Below are 17,328 nucleotides of genomic sequence, written 5' to 3'. Positions count from 1 at the left end.
AAGAGGCCGGTACAGGCAAACACTGTCTGCGCCCGGAAAAGTGTTTATCATAGGCATCTCTTTGCCTGGCTTGCACGAACACCATGACCGAGAACGACTACACCCTCGCCTGGGGCCTTTACGCCGTTGCCGCCCTGGGCTGCCTGATGGTGGGCTTCAAGCTCACCGGCTGGATGTGGCGCTGGCTGCGCGAACCGCTGCGGGTGGTGCTGGCGGTGCTGCTGCTGACCCCGACCATCGTCGACCCGGTCAAGGACAGCTTCGCCCCGGCGATTGCCATCACCGCCCTCGACGTCGCCTTCAAGGTCGGCAACAACGCCTGGCGCGCGGTTTCCGACTTCGCCATGTACGGCATGGGCGCGTTTTCCCTGTATTTCCTCTTCGTGCTGCTGCGCTTTCCGCTGGAGAAACGCGCCCGCGAGCGCCGCGCGCAGGCCGAGGCCGCTGCCCAGCGCCAGGCTGCCGAAGATGACCAGCTCGGCGCCCAGGCCCCGCTGGCCGCAGAGCGCCGCGACCGTTACCGTGATGCGCCACCCCCTGTCGCCCCAGCCGTCTCCCGCGGCAGCGGCCGGGTCGAGCCCCGTCTGTAAGCGGAGACACGCCTATGTGCGAACTGCTGGGCATGAGTGCCAACGTCCCCACCGATATCGTCTTCAGCTTCACCGGCCTGATGCAGCGCGGCGGCCGTACCGGCCCGCACCGTGACGGCTGGGGCATCGGCTTCTACGAAGGCCGTGGCCTGCGCCTGTTCCAGGACCCGGCCGCGAGCAGCGAGTCGGAAGTGGCCAACCTGGTGCAGCGTTACCCGATCAAGAGCGAAGTGGTCATCGGCCACATCCGCCAGGCCAACGTCGGCAAGGTGTGCCTGTCCAACACTCACCCGTTCGTACGGGAGATGTGGGGCCGCAACTGGTGCTTCGCGCACAATGGCCAGCTGGGCGACTTCAAGGGCCAGGCCAGTTTCTACCGGCCGGTGGGCGACACCGACAGCGAGGCGGCCTTCTGCGACCTGCTCAACCGCATCCGCAGCGCCTTCCCAGAGCCCGTGCCGGTGGAACAGCTGCTGCCGGTGCTGGTCGAAGCCTGTGCCGGCTACCGCGGCCAGGGCGTGTTCAACTGCATGCTCAGCGACGGCGACTGGCTGTTCTGCTTCTGTTCGACCAAGCTGGTGCACATTACTCGCCGGGCACCCTTTGGTGCGGCGCGGTTGAAGGATGTCGACCTGATCGTCGATTTTCACACCGAAACGACCCCTAATGACGTGGTCACGGTGATCGCCACCGAGGCCTTGACCGAGAACGAGACCTGGCAGCGCTACGAGCCGGGTCAGTGGGCCCTTTGGCGGCACGGCGAGTGCGTGGCGCACGGCCAGAGCTAAGGACGCGGCATGTTCAGAAGTTACCTGCGGTTGCTGTTGTTTACCTTCGGCCTGCTGGCCGGTATCCAGGTCCCGGGGTTGGTGAAGGATTACAGCCAGCGGGTCGAGGCGCACCTGTTCGAATCACGCGAAGCGCTCGACGGCTTCCGGCAGACCGCCGAACGTTTCTTCAGTGGTGACCTGCAGGCGCTGCTGCGGCATTACCGCAGCAGCGACGACCCGGTGTTCAACAGTGATGCCAACAGCATCGAAAGCCTGATGATCCGCAACGAACTGCTGGAAAACGAATGGCAGGCGCTGCAAGCGCCATGGGCGCAGCGTACCTGGCACGTGCTGGTACAGGCCGACCCGCAGTTGCGCGAAGAAACCCTCAATGGCTACAGCTACCAGATCCTGCTGGTGCCCGAGGCGGTTGGCTGGGGGCTTGGTGCAGGGTTTGTGCTGGCATTCGTGGTCGAGAGCCTGTTGCTGGCGATTGGCTGGGTGATCCTGGGCGGGCGGCGTGGGGCGGTGAAGGAGAGCTGGCGCTGATTTTTGCAGTGCCTGTGCTGGCCCTTTCGCGGGTGAACCCGCTCCCACAGGTACTGCGCAGCCCTCAAGACCTGTGGTGACTCTGTGGGAGCGGGTTTACCCGCGAAGAGGCCAGCACAGGCACTGCAAATCTGTCAGACCAACACAATCCGCTGCCCACCCACATCCCGCGCATACCGCTCCAGCACCTGCCGGCAAACCCCGACCACTTCATCCACCAACGCCACCCCGGTCTGCCAGGCCACCACCAGTTCCAGGCTCGGCGGCGGTTGCAGTCCCTGCAGCAATACCAGTTCACCCCGGCTCAACTCGGCATCCACCAGCGCCGGCGGCAACGCACCAATGCCAAACCCGTCGCGCAACAGCCGGGTAATCGCCGCCACCGAGTTCACGCAGTTCAGCCGCGGCGTTTCGGCCCCGGCACTCAGCAGCAGGCTCAGCACTTCCTGGTGCGGCCGCGAGTTCTTCGAGAAGGTGATGATGCGCTCACGCCCAAGCTCGGCCAGCGAAGCGTAGTCGCGGTGCTGGTGCGAGCCGGCGGCCACCACCCAACCCATCGGGTAGCGCGCCAGGTCCAGGCTGCGGATCGACTGCTCGCGCAGCAGGTCGGTCTGCAGGATCACGTCGAGAAAGCCCTTCTGCAATTGCTCGCGAAGGTTCAGCGCAGTGTCGGCCACCAGTTCGATCTCCACCTGCGGGTAACGCTCGGTCAGCTCCGCCACCAGTGCGCTCATCCAGGTGTGGATCACCGTGTCCATCACCCCGATACGGATGCGCCCGACCTTGGCCCGGTCGCTGTCCAGCGACTGCTTCATGGCCTTGGCGGTTTCCAGCATGCGCTCGGCATATTCCAGCACCTTGCCGCCTTCCGGGGTCAGGCTGACGCCACGTGAGTCGCGCAACAGCAGCTTCACGCCAAGGTCGGCCTCCAACGCGGCGATGCGGCTGGAAACCGAGGCCTGGGTAGTGAACAGCTTTTCCGCGGTCAGGCGGAAGCTCTTGAGCCGGGCGACCCAGACGAAGGTTTCGAGGAAGCGAAGGTTCATGATCAGTTTTTCTTGTTCCAGACCGGCGGTTTTTCTCGTTGGACGCAGGTGGCGCGGCCTCTGAACAATGGCAGCCAGGCCGCGACTCATTGTCGCCCATAAAACAATACCAACAAGCCGAGGCAAGCATGAACCCCACCGGCGTGCAGCAGCAGGTCAGTTCCCCATCTTCGTCCGGGCCTTTCGCCTGGTATCGCGACATCGACTCACAGCAGCGCCGCACCTTCTGGAGCTGCAAGATCGGCTATGGCCTGGACGGCATGGACACGCAGATGCTCAGCTTCGTCATCCCCACGCTGATCATGCTGTGGGGCATCACCACCACCGAAGCCGGGTTGATCCACACCAGTACCTTGATCGCCTCGGCCGTGGGTGGCTGGGTGGCCGGCATTCTCTCCGACCGCATTGGCCGCGTGCGCACCCTGCAACTGACGGTGCTGTGGTTTGCCTTCTTCACCTTCCTCTGCGGCTTCGCCCAGAACTACGAACAATTGCTGATCGCCCGTACCCTGATGGGCTTCGGCTTTGGCGGTGAGTGGACCGCCGGCGCGGTGCTGATCGGCGAGGTGATCCGCGCCCAGGACCGTGGCAAGGCGGTGGGCATGGTGCAGTCCGGCTGGGCGCTTGGCTGGGGCCTCACCGCCATCCTCTACGCGCTGCTGTTCTCCTGGCTGCCGGCAGAGCAGGCCTGGCGCGCGCTGTTCCTGCTGGGCCTGGTACCGGCGATCTTCGTGATCTTCGTCCGCCGCCTGGTCAAGGACCCCGAGGTATATCGCGAGGCCAAGGCGGTGGAAAACGCCGAGGCACCTGCGCAGTTCTACGAAATCTTTGCCCCGGGGATGCTCTGGACCACCGTGCGGGCTTCCCTGCTGACCACCGGCGCACTGGGCGGCTACTACGCCATTACCTCGTGGCTGCCGACCTTCCTCAAGAACGAGCGCGGCCTGAGCGTGCTGGGTACCGGTGGCTATCTGGCCATGGTGATCGTCGGCTCATATGTCGGCTATGTGGTCAGTGCGTACCTGTCCGACCTGCTGGGGCGCAAGAAAAACTTCATCCTGTTCGCCGTGGGCTCGTTCGTCATCGTACTGCTGTACACGCAAATGCAGGTCAGCGACGGCGTGATGCTGTGGCTGGGCTTCCCGCTGGGCTTCTTCGCCTCGGGTATCTTCAGCGGCATGGGCGCGTTCCTCACCGAACTGTTCCCCACGCGTATCCGTGGTTCGGGGCAGGGCTTCTGCTACAACATCGGCAAGGTCATCGCGGCACTGTTCCCGCTGCTGATCGGCGTGCTCGGCCAGAAAGTACCGCTGGGCCTGGGTATCGGCGTGTTCTCCGCCGTGTCCTACGGGGTGGTGATCGTGGCGGCGCTGAGCCTGCCGGAAACCCGCGGCAAACAGCTGCAGGCGCGTTAAGGTAGGCATATGAACAACGACAACGGAGGCCGTGCAGTGGAACGCCTGCTACTCAATTGCGACATGGGCGAGAGCTTTGGCAGCTGGCGCATGGGCCTGGATGCCGAGGTCATGCCCTACATCGATTGCGCCAACATCGCCTGCGGTTACCACGCCGGTGACCCCGGCATCATGCGCCGGACCGTGGCCCTGGCACTGGAGCACGGGGTGACCATCGGCGCGCACCCGGCCTACCCGGACCTGGTCGGCTTCGGCCGCCGCTCCATGGCCTGCAGCCCGGAGGAAATCCGCGACCTGCTGCATTACCAGATCGGTGCGCTGGACGGTATCTGCAAAGTGTTGGGCGGCCGCGTGGCCTACGTGAAACCCCATGGTGCGCTGTACAACGACATGATGGCCGACCCGCTCAAGCTGCGCACCGTACTGGAGGCTGTGGCGGCCTATGGCGCAGAACTGCCGCTGATGCTGATGGCCACCGCCGACAACCGCGCCGCCCAGGCCCTGGGTGATGAGATTGGCGTGCCGCTGTGGTTCGAAGCATTCGCCGATCGCGCCTACACCGCCAGCGGCCATCTGGTGTCGCGTCGCCTGCCCGGCGCTGTGCACCACGACCCGGCGCTGGTGGTGGAGCAGGCCGTGCGCCTGGCCCGCGGCGATACGCTCGTCGCGGACGATGGCAGTGCACTGAGGCTTGCAGCCAGTACCCTGTGCGTACACGGTGACAACGACAGTTCGGTGGCGGCTGTGCGGCAGATTCGCCAGGCTCTCGATGCCCTGGAGTCGCGATGAAACCCCGTATTGAAGTCGTGGCCATCGACAGCCTGATGGTGCGCCTGTTCGATGGTATCGACGAGGGCAACATGCCGTGGATGCTTGCCGCCAGCCAGCGCTTGCACGCGACGTTCGGCAAGCACTTGCTGGACCTGGTGCCGTCCTACACCACGCTGATGGTGCAGTTCGACCTGCCACCGGGTGAGGCGAGGGCACTGATCATCCGTGCGCTGGAGGGCTTGCAGCCAGACACGGGCAGCGGTGGCCGCCGCCATGAGATCCCGGTGTGGTACGACGCCAGCGTCGGCCCGGAGCTGCCGGTGTTGGCGGCCCGCAGTGGCTTGAGTGAAGCAGAGGTGGTCCGCTTGCACAGCGAGCGCGAGTACCCGGTGTTCGCCCTGGGTTTCGCCCCCGGTTTCGGCTTCATGGGCCTGGTGGACGAACGCCTGGCCAGCCCGCGCCTTAGCACCCCGCGCAAGCGCGTGGCGGCCGGCAGCGTCGGCATTGCCGAGCGCCAGACGGCGGCCTATCCAGCGGTATCGCCGGGTGGCTGGAACCTGATCGGGCGTACCCCGGTGCGCCTGTTCGACCATGAACGCGAGGGCTACAGCCTGTTGCAACCCGGTGACCGGGTGCGCTTCGTGCCGGTTTCGCGCAGCAACTTCGTGGCGTTGGGCGGTGATGTGGAGGCACAAGCATGAAGCAGTTGAAGATCGAGGCCAGTACTCCGCTGTGCCAATTACAGGATGCTGGGCGTTTTGGCGTACGCCATTTGGGCGTGACCCAGGGCGGGGCGCTGGACTGGGTGGCGATGCACTGGGCCAACTGGCTGCTGGGCAACCCGTTGGCGGCGCCGGTGGTCGAGGTGGCGCTAGGTGGTTTCTGTGTGGTCGCCGAGCAGGATTGTGTGCTGGCCCTGGCCGGTGCCGACCTGGATGCGCGTGTCGATGATCAGCCGCTGGCGCCCTGGCGCAGCTTTGCGTTGGTCAAGGGCCAGCGGTTGACCCTGAAGCAGCCGAAGCAGGGCGTGAGAGCGTATCTGGCGGCGCCTGGCGGGTTCCTCGGCGAGGATGTGCTGGGCAGTTGTGCCACCGTTGTGCGGGAAGAACTTGGCGGTATCGATGGTCAGGGTTCTGCGCTTGGCAAAGGCCACGTTCTGGCATTCTCAGGCACTTCGCCGACCCTGCGGGAGGTACCCGAAGCGCTGCGGCCACAGTACCCACAAAAGCCTGTGCTTGACCTGGTGATCGGCGCACAGATCGGTGACTTCAGCGGTACCAGCCTGTTCGAGGCGTTCAACCGCGAGTGGACGCTGGACAGCCGTGCCGACCGCATGGGCATCCGCCTGCTGGGGCCGCAGCTGGTCTACCAGGGCGCGCCGATGATTTCCGAGGGGATTCCGCTGGGGGCGGTGCAGGTGCCGCCGGATGGGCAGCCGATCGTGTTGCTCAATGACCGGCAGACCATTGGCGGTTATCCGCGGCTGGGGGCATTGACGCCGCTGGCGCTGGCGCAACTGGCGCAGTGCATGCCGGGCGCGGTGGTGCGGTTCCGGGCGGTGGTGCAGGATGAGGCGTGGCGGGAGCAGCAGGCTTACCTGGACCGTTGGCGATAAGGCAGCCGGCCTCTTCGCGGGTAAACCCGCTCCTACAGGTACGGCGCAAGCCGGGAGGCCTGTGCGGGACCTGTAGGAGCGGGTTTACCCGCGAAAGAGCCGGCACTGGCAAAATCACTTGGACAAGTAACGCATCCCTTCCTCCAACCCCTGCAAGGTCAGCGGGTACATCTTGTCCTCGATCAAGTCCCGCACCAGGTGGGTCGATGCGGTGTAGTCCCAGGCCTGCTTCGGGTATGGGTTGATCCAGATGATCTTCCTGAATTTTTCCATGAAACGCTGCATCCACACATAACCGGCCTCTTCGTTCCAGTGCTCCACGCTGCCACCCGGCTGGGTAATCTCGTAGGGCGCCATGGCCGCATCGCCAACGAACACAACCTTGTAGTCATCGCCGTACTTGTGCAGCAGGTCGAAGGTGGAATAGCGCTCCGAGGTGCGGCGCAGGTTGTTTTTCCACACCGACTCGTACACGAAGTTGTGGAAGTAGTAGTACTCCAGGTGCTTGAACTCGGTCTTGCACGCCGAGAACAGTTCTTCGCAGACCTTGACGTGGGCGTCCATCGAGCCACCGATGTCGAACAGCAACAGCAGCTTCACCGTGTTGCGCCGCTCGGGGCGCATCTGGATGTTCAGCAGCCCGGCATCCCGCGCGGTGTGGTCGATGGTGCCGTCGATGTCCAGCTCTTCGGCGGCGCCTTCACGGGCGAACTTGCGCAGCCGGCGCAAAGCCAGCTTGATGTTGCGCGTGCCCAGCTCCACCTGGTCGTCCAGGTTCTTGTATTCGCGCTGGTCCCACACCTTCACCGCCTTGCCCTGGCGTTTGCCGGCCTCGCCCACGCGTATGCCCTCGGGGTTGAAGCCACCGGAGCCGAAGGGGCTGGTGCCGCCGGTGCCGATCCACTTGTTGCCGCCGGCGTGACGCTCCTTCTGCTCTTCGAGGCGCTTCTTGAACTCCTCGATCAGCTTGTCCAGGCCACCCAGCGACTGGATCTGCGCGCGTTCCTCGTCGGTCAGCGAACGCTCGAATTCCTTGCGCAGCCAGTCTTCGGGGATCAATGCTTCGATGTGCCGGTCGAGGTTCTCCAGGCCCTTGAAGTAGGCGGCGAAGGCGCGGTCGAACTTGTCGAAGTGGCGCTCGTCCTTCACCAGGATGGCGCGGGCGAGGTAGTAGAACTCGTCCATGTCGGCGAACACCACGCGCTTTTGCAGGGCCTGGTGCAGGTCGAGCAGTTCGCGTACCGACACCGGCACCTTGGCCGCGCGCATTTCATTGAACAGGTTGAGCAGCATGGCCCGGCTCCTGTCAGCGGTTGCCGCGCCGGCTCATGAAGGCCAGGCGCTCGAGCAGTTGTACGTCCTGCTCGTTCTTCACCAGCGCGCCGGCCAGCGGTGGAATGGCCTTGGTCGGGTCGCGTTCGCGCAGCACCGCTTCACCGATGTTGTCGGCCATCAGCAGCTTGAGCCAATCGACCAGTTCGGAGGTGGACGGCTTTTTCTTCAGGCCTGGTACCTTGCGCACGTCGAAGAACACGTCCAGCGCCTCGCTGACCAGCGACTGGCTGATGTTCGGGTAGTGCACGTCGACGATCTGCTGCAGGGTGGCGCGGTCGGGGAAGGCGATGTAGTGGAAGAAGCAGCGGCGCAGGAATGCGTCCGGCAGCTCCTTTTCGTTGTTGGAGGTGATGATGATGATCGGGCGCTGTCTGGCCTTGATGGTCTCGTCGATTTCGTAGACGTAGAACTCCATCTTGTCGAGCTCTTGCAACAGGTCGTTGGGGAACTCGATGTCGGCCTTGTCGATTTCGTCGATCAGCAGAATGACCCGTTCCTCGGCCTCGAAGGCCTCCCACAACTTGCCCTTTTTCAGGTAATTGCGCACATCGTGGACCTTGTCCACGCCCAGCTGCGAGTCCCGCAGGCGGCTGACCGCGTCGTACTCGTAGAGGCCCTGGTGGGCCTTGGTGGTGGACTTGATGTGCCAGGTGATCAGGCGCGCACCGAACGAGGCCGCCAACTGCTCGGCAAGCATGGTCTTGCCGGTGCCGGGTTCGCCCTTGACCAGCAAGGGGCGTTCGAGGGTGATGGCCGCGTTTACCGCCAGTTTCAGGTCGTCTGTGGCGACGTAGTCGCGGGTGCCTTCGAACTTCATGGGTCTGTCCTCTGAGGGTAGCTTGCTCTGGCCCTATCGCCGGCAAGCCAGCTCCCACAGGTACAGCACAGGTCTTGAGAACTGTGGGGATCCTGTGGGAGCTGGCTTGCCGGCGATAGGGCCGGAACAGGCAGCACATATTTTGATTTGTCACCGACTATAACGCGGGGTTCGCCGACTGGAAACGCAGACCAGGTATTCAGTCCCTGAATGCCCCGTCACTCGATCCTAGTCGGAATCCGGCGCATCACGCTCATACCGCGCATTGAACGCCTCGATGAACCCGTTGCGCAGTATTTGCAGAAACGCCTCGAAGGCGCTGATATCCTGTTTGTGCACGCTGCCGCTGAGCTCTACCCGGGTCGCGAACTGGTTCTTCGGCTGGTTCTTCAATACCGTCTCGGTCGCACCTACCAGCGCTTCCCAGACCGAGCGGAAGAAGCCTTTGTCCTTCTCCTGCACATCCTGCTGCCAGTCGAACACATCCACATCCCGCAACAGTGGCTTGATGTACCCGTTCAATCGCCCGTTGGTCGCCTCGGCCTCTATCACCACATCGCCGTGCCCGGCATTGAAATCGAACTTGCCGTAGGCGCTGGCGAAGTCATTGAGCTTGCGCAGCTCGATACCCTTGGCGCGCAGGCGGAACTCGAAGTCGTCGAAATCGCTGAACGGGTCGAAGGTGGCGCGACTTTCCACCTTGGCATCGCCTACGATCAGCGCCGTGCCATCGAAGCTGGCATCACGTCGGCCCTTTTCGTCACGAATGTTGGTGAGGTTGCGAATACTGGCATCGAGCTGAGTGGCCTTGAGGTTGACTGGTGGTTTGGAGTTGAAGTTGCGGAAAGTCAGCACGCCGTTGTCGATGCGAACCTCGTTCAGGGTGATCGGCAGCAGTTTTTCCAGTTGCTGGCGCCAGTCGGTGCCCTGACCGGTCTGCGAGTTCTGTTTGTTGCCGCCATCGACGAAGTTGAGTTCCGGCCGGTCGAATATTACTTCGGCAACCACTGCGCGGTCGTACCAAAGGGCGTGCCAGCTCACCGACAGGTCGATCAGCGGTGCATCGAGAAACGGTACCGGCACCTTGCCGGTGGTCTTGACGATCTTCAGCCCGTTGATCTGGTATGCACCGCGCCACCAGGCCAGGTCCACATCGGCCACCTGGCCACGGTAGTCGCCCATGTCGGCCAGTTTGTCATTGAGGTAGTCGCGCACCAGATAGGGCAGGGCCAGGTGCAGCGCCAGCAACAGCACGATCAGGCTGGCCAGGCCGATCAACGGCCAGCGATAACGGGCTCTCATCGAAGTGTCTCCAACGCAGGATATGCGGTTGACCGCAACGAGTCCGCGTGAGTTCGAACAGGCTTTACGGGCCACCGGTGCGGGCTTACCCTTGAGGTCTTTCCCTGCTTTTTTTCATGCCAAGGACCCCTGCCATGAGCCGTATCTTTGCAGACAACGCCCACTCCATCGGTAACACGCCGCTGGTGCAGATCAACCGCATTGCCCCGCGCGGCGTGACCATCCTGGCCAAGATCGAAGGGCGTAACCCGGGCTATTCGGTCAAATGCCGCATCGGCGCGAACATGGTCTGGGACGCCGAAAGCAGCGGCAAGCTCAAGCCGGGCATGACCATCGTCGAACCGACCTCGGGCAACACCGGCATCGGCCTGGCCTTCGTCGCCGCAGCCCGTGGCTACAAACTGATGCTGACCATGCCCGCATCCATGAGCCTGGAGCGCCGCAAGGTGCTGAAGGCTCTGGGCGCCGAGTTGGTGCTGACCGACCCGGCCAAGGGCATGAAGGGCGCCATCGAGAAGGCCAACGAAATCGTCGCCTCCGACCCGGCCCAATACTTCCTGCCGGGCCAGTTCGAAAACCCAGCCAACCCGGCGATCCACGAAAAAACCACCGGCCCGGAAATCTGGAACGACACCGACGGCGCGGTCGACGTGCTGGTGGCAGGGGTTGGCACTGGCGGCACCATCACCGGTGTTTCGCGCTACATCAAGCATACGCAGGGCAAGGCGATCCTGTCGGTGGCGGTGGAGCCAGTGGCCTCGCCGCTGATCAGCCAGACCCTGGCCGGCGAAGAGCTCAAGCCCAGCCCGCACAAGATCCAGGGCATCGGCGCCGGCTTCGTGCCGAAGAACCTCGACCTGTCGATCGTTGACCAGGTGGAAACGGTGACTGACGAAGAGTCCAAGGCCATGGCCATCCGCCTGATGCAGGAAGAGGGCATCCTCTGTGGCATTTCCTGTGGTGCGGCGATGGCGGCGGCCGTGCGCCTGGCCGAAAAGCCGGAAATGCAGGGTAAGACCATCGTCGTGATTTTGCCGGACTCCGGCGAGCGCTACCTGTCGAGCATGCTGTTCAGCGACATGTTCAGCGAGCAGGAAAACCAGCAGTAATCGGCCTTGCCGCTGATCCGGCGCAACGTTCGGCGGCTTGGTTTATTGCAAAATCTTCATGATTGAGTTGCCGCCCAGGCTGTTTTTACCCCGGCGGCATCAGTTTATGATGGCAGGATGATTTATCGGAGAGCAGGGCGAATGGCCCTGTTTCTTCCTCAAGGAGTGAAAGCATGACCTTTTCCTTTGCAGCCAAGGCGGGTGTCTTGCTGGTGTTTTTTGGCAGCGTGCTGTTCGTGCACCTGCGCGGCAAGGCTCGCTTGCCGGTGTTGCGCCAGTTCGTCAACCATTCGGCGCTGTTCGCCCCTTATAACAGCCTGATGTACCTGTTTTCCGGCGTGCCGTCCAAACCCTACCTGGACCGCCAGCGCTTCCCCGAGCTGGACGTGCTGAAGGACAACTGGCAGGAAATCCGCGAAGAGGCCATGCGCCTGTTCGACGAGGGTTACATCCGCGCCGCGGAGAAGGATAACGACGCCGGCTTCGGTTCGTTCTTCAAGAAAGGCTGGAAGCGCTTTTACCTGAAGTGGTACGACAAACCGTTGCCTTCTGCCGAAACCCTGTGCCCGCGCACCGTCGAGCTGGTCAGCAGCATCCCCAACGTCAAGGGTGCGATGTTCGCCCTGCTGCCCGGCGGCAGCCACCTGAACCCGCACCGCGACCCGTTCGCCGGCTCCCTGCGCTACCACCTGGGCCTGTCCACCCCCAACTCCGATGCTTGCCGCATCTACGTCGATGGCGAGGAATATGCCTGGCGTGACGGTGAGGACGTGATGTTCGATGAAACCTACGTGCACTGGGTCAAGAACGAGACCGACGTTACCCGGGTGATCCTGTTCTGCGACATCGAACGCCCGCTGAGCAGCCCACTGATGACCCGCATCAACCGCCAGGTCAGCGCCTTCCTCGGCCGTGCCACCGCGCCGCAGAACACCGACGACGAGCGTGTGGGCGGGATCAACCAGGCCTACGCCTGGAGCAAGCGCTTCAGCAACCGGATCAGTAGCCAGGTCAAGCAGTTCAAGCGCGCCAACCCCAAGGCCTACCGCGTGCTGCGGCCGGTGCTGGCGGCGGTGGTGGTGTACCTGTTGTATCACTGGTTGTTCTGATTTCTGCCTGTTGGGGCTGCCTTGCAGCCCATCGCGACACAAGGCCGCTCCTACAGGTGATTGCGTACTCCTGTAGGAGCGGCCTTGTGTCGCGATAGGGGCGCAAAGCGCCCCCGGCGTCCTATCAGAAAACCACTCAGGCAAGACCTTCCAGCAAACCGTCCGCTCGCACGATATCGACTATCACCTGTTCATCTACCGCGTACACCCCCCGCGATGCTTTCCACACCAGGTTCTTGTCCTGCAAGGCGATAAGCGCTTGCTGCACCCCCGGTACCTCGGCCTTCACTTCGCTCGCATCCACGCCAGCCTGTTCCATCGCTTTGGCGTACAGTGCCAGGGTCGGGGCCTCGAACGGCGCGTAGTCGTTCCCCTTTGCGCACATGACACGTAGAACCGCAGCCTGGATAGGCGTGAGGCTGTGGATCACCTTTTTCAGGTTTGCGTTCAAGTCATTGGCTTGTGCCTGGACAAGCTCTCTGAACCGTGCCGGAATGGCCTCGGGTTCAATGCCGAAGTCGAAGCGGATTTCATCCGCGGCCGCACCCAATAGCTCTGGGCGATAGCCGCTTTCCTTGAAGAGCTGAAACACCTCCGTTGAATCGAGTGCGCATGGCAGGTCGATATTGGCGCACAGCCAGTCGATGAAGTCCTGGTCCAGGGTCGGGAACTGCACCATGGAGGCGCCGAAGAACGCCTGGTCCTTGCTGCTGCGCAGCATGGCCAGCTTGTCCCGGTTTGAACCGGTGCAGACGATGCGCAAGCCATGGTGCTTCGAACTGTTGAGTTCGTCTCTGGCTGCCTTGAGGGCGAACAGCGCCGCTATTCCTTGCTCGGTCGTGATTGCATGCTGTGCTTCGTCGATGATCAGCACGATGATCTTGCGGGACTCATCGGAGAGCGCCGCCAGGGCGGTGGTCAGGTCGACATCTTGCCCCAGCCCGATCTTGTCCACGCTGAAATTCAGGCCGCCGACAGTGACCTTCTCCATGCCAGATGACTTTGCCAGCCGCGTGATGAAGCCTTCGTTACGCCCGACCGCCTCACGCACCGCTTCTACGATGACTTGCCCGGGATCCTTGGTCAGGTCTTTCCACAGATCGGCATACAGCACAATGGCCCCGGCTGTTTCGAGGGCCGGGCGCAGGTCTTCGCGGGCAAAGGTGGATTTCCCGGTACGTCGTGGCGCAGCGAGAAACACACCAGAGCTTGCTGCGCTGCCCACGGCGACTTGCAGGATCAATTTCGACAGGCGGGACGCAAGCGCCGGGCGGTGATAGACAGTTTCAGGCATCTCGGCCCCTCCGTTTCAATTTATAGTCGATTATAGATGGATTATAGAGGCATTATAGATCTGAGAGGCGCGGTGTTTATAGGGAATTATAGACAGACTATAGAACGATTATAGATTGTGGTGGATGAGGGGCGCGCAGCCCCCCTTTGCTGCCTCAAGCCGGCTCCAACGCCTCCACCACTTTCCCCCGGCTAAGGTGCACCACCTTGTCCGCCGTATCGAAATACCGGTCATCATGCGAAATCACGATGATGGTCTTGCCCAAACGCTTCAGGTCCGGCAGCAGCTCGGTGTAGAACACCCGGCGGAAGGTCGGGTCCTGGTCCGCCGCCCATTCGTCGAACACCAGCACCGGTCGCCCGTCCAGCCAGGCATTGACCAGTGCCAGGCGCTTGCGCTGGCCGGTCGACAGGTCGGTGGTGGTAAAGGCACCGTCGCGTACGCTCACCTTGTGGGCGATCTCCAGCCGCTCGAGGTAGCGCGTGGCATCACTGGGCAGGCTGTGTTCATGCTCGGGCAGGTCGTCGAACAGGTAGTAGTCGGCGAACACCGTGGTGAACAGCTGGCGATAGTCATCCAGCCCCTCCGGGCCGACGGCCTTGCCGTTCAGGCGCACTTCGCCGCGTTGCGGGGTGTATAGGCCGAGCAGCAGCTTGATCAGCGAAGTCTTGCCGCAGCCGTTCTCGCCGACGATGAACAGGATCTCGCCCGGTTCGATGCTCAGGTTCACCGGCCCCACGCGGAACGGCTCGTTGCCGTCCACCGGCGGGTAGGCGTACTCGACGTTGTGCAGTTCCAGGTGCGCGCTGGCCGGGGCGGTGCGCTTGACCGGCGGCTCCAGCAGCAGGTGCGGCTCGGGCGAGGAGAAGCGCTCGGACAGGTCGGCAATGCGGCGGAACGCCACCTGGGCGCGGCCGAGGATCGGCAGGTTGCCGATCAAGGTTTCCAGCGGGCCTTTCATGTACAGCAGCACCAGCACGAAGCCGCTCATCACCGCCGGGTCGTTGCTCGGCCATAGCGATTGCAGGGCCAGGGTCAGGCCGATGACCACGAAGAACAGCATCGACCCCAGGCTCTTGGCCGCGACGAAGATGTTGATGGCGCGGATATGGGTGTTGGCGATGAAGTCGGCGGTGCCCTGGATGTTACGGGTCAGCATGGCGTGGCGGCGGCGGCGGTCGATGCGCAGCTCCTTGGCGCCCTCGGCGATGGCCGAGTAGTGCTTCTGCAGGTTGTCTTCGGCATCGCGGGCGGCGTTGAAGCCGGCCACGCCTTTCTGCCTGGCCACGTACTGGATGCCACTGCCAATGCCGATGGCCGCCAGGGTGATGAGGAAGATCGGCCACGACAGCCAGGCCAGGTAGGCCATGCAGCCAGTCACGGTGGTGAGCGAGATGGCCAGCGGGGCGAAGGCGAAGGCAAAGTCGCTGATGGTGTCGACGTCGCGGGTCAGCACCGGGATCAGGCGATGGGTGCGGTAGCGCTCGATCTGCTCGATCGGCGCTGACAGCACCTTGGCGCCGAGGTCCTTGCGCAGCCTGGCGATGACTTTCTGCCCAACGTAGTTGGTGCCGCTGTCGGCCGCCACGCTGCTGACCAGGGCCAGCACGCACAGGCCGGCGAATGCCAGGATCACGCCCTGGCTCATGCCGCCAGCGGCATGCAGGCCCTGGTTGACGGTGGCCAGCAGGGCGGTCACGGCCAGGCCGCCGAGCATGCCCAGCAGCACCGAGACGATTACCGCCGGGCGGTAGGGTTTCAGCAGGCCCAGCAATTCGCGGATGGCCCCGGGGGAGGAGGTTTTCATGAAGCGTGATCTCGCTGGTGAGGTGGGGGCGGGTCAGCTGCCGAGGGTCAGGGAGCCTTTCATCAAGGTGCCGTGGAACGGGAACGAGCAGTAGAAGCTGTACGCGGTACCTGCCTTCAGCGACCGGACGTCGAGGCTGATGCTGTCTGTTTCACCGCCGCCGATCAGGCGGGTGTGGGCGAGCACCCGGGTGTCGCCGGGCTTCACGTAGTCCAGTGCCTCGCCGGCTTTCTGGCCGTCGTCGAGCACGCCTTGCATGTCGGCCTGGGTACTCAGCACCCAGTTGTGGCCCATCACGTTCTTCGGCATGTCGCCAGGGTGGGTGAGCGTGACGGTGAACACGGCGCAAGCCTTGGGCACGGTGATGGCGGCCTTGTCGAAGGTCATCTGGTCGGTGCCATGGATTTCCACGGCGCATGGCTCTGCCGACCACGCGGCAGGGGCCACGGCGAGCAGGGCGAGGAGCAGAAGCTGGCGAGTCATGTACGGTTCCTGGGCGATAGAAGGGTGCACATCGTTCAGACGAACCGGCGCGCGCCGGCTTTACCTGTGTGTGCGGCCCAGGTGAATTTCCCCATCGCCCGCTCGTTCATTCAGTCAGGCGCCGACATGGCGCGCATCCCGATTTCGCCGCCTATGCGGCCCTGGCTTGAGGTGACCGGACATGAGTGAACTGCTGAGCTTTGCGATCGAACCCTTGGACGCCGCGCGCGGCAACCTGCCGCTGCTGGTACGCGCGCCGGAGCCGGGTATCGACCTGCTGGAAGCCTTTGCCGAATTGCAGCCGCTGGTGGACCGGCACCTGCTGCAGGCCGGCGGCATCCTGTTTCGCGGGTTCGAGGTGGGTGGTGCCGAAGCTTTCCGCCAGTTCGCCGCTTCTTTCGGCCACCCGTTGCTCAATTACGAATTTGGCTCCACCCCGCGCAGCAACGTGACCAAGGGGGTGTACACCTCCACCGAGTACCCGGCGCACCAGAGCATCCCCCTGCACAACGAGCAGGCCTATACCCTGGAATGGCCGATGAAGATCTGGTTCTACAGCGTGATCCCCGCCGAGACCGGTGGCCAGACGCCGATTGCCGACAGCCGCGAGGTTTACCGGCGCATGCCGGTGCGTATTCGTGAGCGGCTGGTGGAGAAGGGGCTGATGTACGTGCGCAACTACGGCAACGGCCTTGATGTGGAATGGTCGCAGGTGTTCAACACTGAGGACCCGCGCCAGGTCGAGGCCTATTGCCGGGCGCATGCCATCGAGTGCATCTGGAAGGATGACGGCGAATTGCGCACCCGTCAGCGCTGCCAGGTGGTGGCGCGTCACCCGGTGACCGGGGAGGACGTGTGGTTCAACCAGGCGCACCTGTTCCATGTGTCGAACCTGCAGCCAGAAGTGCGCGAGTCGTTGATGGACATCGTCGAGGAAGAGGACCTGCCGCGTAACGTGTATTACGGCGACGGTACGACCATCGAGGATTCGCTGCTCGATGAAGTGCGTGGGGTGCTGGATGAATGCACCATTAGCTTCCCTTGGCTGGAGAACGATGTGCTGATGCTGGATAACATGCTCGCGGCGCATGCGCGGTCGCCGTTTACCGGCAAGCGCAAGGTAGTGGTGGCGATGGCGCAGGGGCATAGGGAGGTGTTGGGCTGACAGGTGTTCGCCATGACAGGTTCAGCGCCTATGAGATCGAGCGCCGCCCGCGCGGCGCATCGCGAGCGAAGCTCGCTCCTACATTTGTTTCGGGCCAGTATTGCCTGTGCCAGCGCGCGCGGCCGCCTTGTTTGTCCCACACGATATCCAG

At 63.4% G+C, this 17,328-nt stretch carries 17 protein-coding genes; 10 read left to right on the top strand and 7 right to left on the bottom strand.

Annotated features, from left to right (window positions below; all coding sequences use genetic code 11):
* Window positions 1-83 precede the first annotated feature (83 nt).
* Genes GYA95_RS16400 through GYA95_RS16390 form a run of 3 tightly spaced genes read left to right on the top strand, consistent with a single transcriptional unit; the run spans window position 84 to window position 1,909 of the window.
* Window positions 84-590 carry a hypothetical protein gene (locus GYA95_RS16400; protein WP_015271345.1) on the top strand — a complete coding sequence of 169 codons (507 nt, stop codon included), beginning with the start codon at window positions 84-86 and terminating at the stop codon, window positions 588-590.
* Window positions 591-604: 14 nt separating this feature from the next.
* A complete protein-coding gene (locus GYA95_RS16395; protein WP_013973756.1) occupies window positions 605-1,378 on the top strand; it encodes a class II glutamine amidotransferase in 774 nt (257 codons plus the stop codon).
* Window positions 1,379-1,387: 9 nt separating this feature from the next.
* Window positions 1,388-1,909: a DUF2937 family protein gene (locus GYA95_RS16390; protein WP_015271344.1), complete on the top strand. Its 522-nt coding sequence runs from the start codon at window positions 1,388-1,390 to the stop codon at window positions 1,907-1,909.
* A gap of 134 nt (window positions 1,910-2,043) precedes the next feature.
* Here GYA95_RS16390 and GYA95_RS16385 read toward each other — a convergent pair whose 3' ends face one another.
* Window positions 2,044-2,955, bottom strand: a complete 912-nt coding sequence (locus GYA95_RS16385) for a LysR family transcriptional regulator (RefSeq protein ID WP_015271343.1) — start codon at window positions 2,953-2,955, stop codon at window positions 2,044-2,046.
* A 128-nt stretch (window positions 2,956-3,083) separates the two neighbouring features.
* Here GYA95_RS16385 and GYA95_RS16380 point away from each other — a divergent pair, with 128 nt between their 5' ends.
* From GYA95_RS16380 to GYA95_RS16365, 4 genes are read left to right on the top strand one after another with little or no spacing between them, the layout of a single operon-like run.
* Window positions 3,084-4,370 (top strand): MFS transporter, encoded by a 1,287-nt coding sequence (locus GYA95_RS16380; RefSeq protein ID WP_013973753.1) that lies wholly within the window; start codon window positions 3,084-3,086, stop codon window positions 4,368-4,370.
* Window positions 4,371-4,379: 9 nt separating this feature from the next.
* Complete coding sequence (locus GYA95_RS16375) at window positions 4,380-5,159, top strand: 5-oxoprolinase subunit PxpA (protein WP_015271342.1); 780 nt, start codon at window positions 4,380-4,382, stop codon at window positions 5,157-5,159.
* Complete coding sequence (gene pxpB / locus GYA95_RS16370) at window positions 5,156-5,842, top strand: 5-oxoprolinase subunit PxpB (protein ID WP_015271341.1); 687 nt, start codon at window positions 5,156-5,158, stop codon at window positions 5,840-5,842. The genes GYA95_RS16375 and pxpB overlap by 4 nt, the downstream gene beginning before the upstream one ends.
* Window positions 5,839-6,756, top strand: coding sequence for a 5-oxoprolinase subunit C family protein (locus GYA95_RS16365; RefSeq protein ID WP_015271340.1), 918 nt, complete (start codon window positions 5,839-5,841; stop codon window positions 6,754-6,756). Before pxpB ends, GYA95_RS16365 begins: the two co-directional genes overlap by 4 nt.
* A gap of 114 nt (window positions 6,757-6,870) precedes the next feature.
* Here GYA95_RS16365 and GYA95_RS16360 read toward each other — a convergent pair whose 3' ends face one another.
* The 3 genes from GYA95_RS16360 to GYA95_RS16350 form a co-directional block, all read right to left on the bottom strand.
* Complete coding sequence (locus GYA95_RS16360) at window positions 6,871-8,049, bottom strand: vWA domain-containing protein (protein ID WP_013973749.1); 1,179 nt, start codon at window positions 8,047-8,049, stop codon at window positions 6,871-6,873.
* 13 nt (window positions 8,050-8,062) lie between these two features.
* The gene (locus GYA95_RS16355; protein WP_015271339.1) at window positions 8,063-8,908 is read right to left on the bottom strand and encodes an AAA family ATPase; all 846 of its coding nucleotides are present in this window, start codon (window positions 8,906-8,908) and stop codon (window positions 8,063-8,065) included.
* Window positions 8,909-9,136: 228 nt separating this feature from the next.
* Window positions 9,137-10,210 (bottom strand): DUF748 domain-containing protein, encoded by a 1,074-nt coding sequence (locus GYA95_RS16350; RefSeq protein ID WP_015271338.1) that lies wholly within the window; start codon window positions 10,208-10,210, stop codon window positions 9,137-9,139.
* 134 nt (window positions 10,211-10,344) lie between these two features.
* Here GYA95_RS16350 and cysK point away from each other — a divergent pair, with 134 nt between their 5' ends.
* Both cysK and GYA95_RS16340 read left to right on the top strand, forming a co-directional pair.
* Entirely contained in the window at window positions 10,345-11,319 is a 975-nt protein-coding gene (gene cysK / locus GYA95_RS16345; RefSeq protein WP_013973746.1) for a cysteine synthase A, read from the top strand.
* Between the two features lie 173 nt (window positions 11,320-11,492).
* Window positions 11,493-12,428 carry an aspartyl/asparaginyl beta-hydroxylase domain-containing protein gene (locus tag GYA95_RS16340; protein WP_015271337.1) on the top strand — a complete coding sequence of 312 codons (936 nt, stop codon included), beginning with the start codon at window positions 11,493-11,495 and terminating at the stop codon, window positions 12,426-12,428.
* A 136-nt stretch (window positions 12,429-12,564) separates the two neighbouring features.
* Here the strand turns inward: GYA95_RS16340 and GYA95_RS16335 are convergent, their stop codons facing one another.
* The 3 genes from GYA95_RS16335 to azu form a co-directional block, all read right to left on the bottom strand.
* A complete protein-coding gene (locus GYA95_RS16335) occupies window positions 12,565-13,722 on the bottom strand; it encodes an ATP-binding protein (RefSeq protein WP_015271336.1) in 1,158 nt (385 codons plus the stop codon).
* A gap of 154 nt (window positions 13,723-13,876) precedes the next feature.
* Window positions 13,877-15,529 (bottom strand): cyclic peptide export ABC transporter, encoded by a 1,653-nt coding sequence (locus GYA95_RS16330; protein ID WP_015271335.1) that lies wholly within the window; start codon window positions 15,527-15,529, stop codon window positions 13,877-13,879.
* A gap of 33 nt (window positions 15,530-15,562) precedes the next feature.
* A complete protein-coding gene (gene azu / locus GYA95_RS16325) occupies window positions 15,563-16,012 on the bottom strand; it encodes an azurin (RefSeq protein ID WP_015271334.1) in 450 nt (149 codons plus the stop codon).
* 181 nt (window positions 16,013-16,193) lie between these two features.
* On the opposite strand from azu, the gene GYA95_RS16320 reads away from it, so the two are divergent.
* Window positions 16,194-17,177, top strand: a complete 984-nt coding sequence (locus GYA95_RS16320) for a TauD/TfdA family dioxygenase (RefSeq protein WP_015271333.1) — start codon at window positions 16,194-16,196, stop codon at window positions 17,175-17,177.
* Window positions 17,178-17,328 lie beyond the last annotated feature (151 nt).

Source organism: Pseudomonas asiatica, assembly GCF_009932335.1.
GTDB classification, from domain to species: domain Bacteria; phylum Pseudomonadota; class Gammaproteobacteria; order Pseudomonadales; family Pseudomonadaceae; genus Aquipseudomonas; species Aquipseudomonas asiatica.
Note: the sequence above shows the minus strand (reverse complement) of the source record. Positions and strands in the feature narration are given on the sequence as shown.

Coding starts and splice junctions, on each gene's coding strand:
- GYA95_RS16350 (WP_015271338.1), bottom strand. CDS start 10,210: ATGAGAGCCCGTTATCGCTGGCCGTTGATCGGCCTGGCCAGCCTGATC.
- GYA95_RS16380 (WP_013973753.1), top strand. CDS start 3,084: ATGAACCCCACCGGCGTGCAGCAGCAGGTCAGTTCCCCATCTTCGTCC.
- GYA95_RS16340 (WP_015271337.1), top strand. CDS start 11,493: ATGACCTTTTCCTTTGCAGCCAAGGCGGGTGTCTTGCTGGTGTTTTTT.
- GYA95_RS16330 (WP_015271335.1), bottom strand. CDS start 15,529: ATGAAAACCTCCTCCCCCGGGGCCATCCGCGAATTGCTGGGCCTGCTG.
- GYA95_RS16355 (WP_015271339.1), bottom strand. CDS start 8,908: ATGAAGTTCGAAGGCACCCGCGACTACGTCGCCACAGACGACCTGAAA.
- GYA95_RS16375 (WP_015271342.1), top strand. CDS start 4,380: ATGAACAACGACAACGGAGGCCGTGCAGTGGAACGCCTGCTACTCAAT.
- GYA95_RS16335 (WP_015271336.1), bottom strand. CDS start 13,722: ATGCCTGAAACTGTCTATCACCGCCCGGCGCTTGCGTCCCGCCTGTCG.
- GYA95_RS16320 (WP_015271333.1), top strand. CDS start 16,194: ATGAGTGAACTGCTGAGCTTTGCGATCGAACCCTTGGACGCCGCGCGC.
- azu (WP_015271334.1), bottom strand. CDS start 16,012: ATGACTCGCCAGCTTCTGCTCCTCGCCCTGCTCGCCGTGGCCCCTGCC.
- GYA95_RS16395 (WP_013973756.1), top strand. CDS start 605: ATGTGCGAACTGCTGGGCATGAGTGCCAACGTCCCCACCGATATCGTC.
- GYA95_RS16360 (WP_013973749.1), bottom strand. CDS start 8,049: ATGCTGCTCAACCTGTTCAATGAAATGCGCGCGGCCAAGGTGCCGGTG.
- GYA95_RS16365 (WP_015271340.1), top strand. CDS start 5,839: ATGAAGCAGTTGAAGATCGAGGCCAGTACTCCGCTGTGCCAATTACAG.
- GYA95_RS16390 (WP_015271344.1), top strand. CDS start 1,388: ATGTTCAGAAGTTACCTGCGGTTGCTGTTGTTTACCTTCGGCCTGCTG.
- pxpB (WP_015271341.1), top strand. CDS start 5,156: ATGAAACCCCGTATTGAAGTCGTGGCCATCGACAGCCTGATGGTGCGC.
- GYA95_RS16385 (WP_015271343.1), bottom strand. CDS start 2,955: ATGAACCTTCGCTTCCTCGAAACCTTCGTCTGGGTCGCCCGGCTCAAG.
- cysK (WP_013973746.1), top strand. CDS start 10,345: ATGAGCCGTATCTTTGCAGACAACGCCCACTCCATCGGTAACACGCCG.
- GYA95_RS16400 (WP_015271345.1), top strand. CDS start 84: ATGACCGAGAACGACTACACCCTCGCCTGGGGCCTTTACGCCGTTGCC.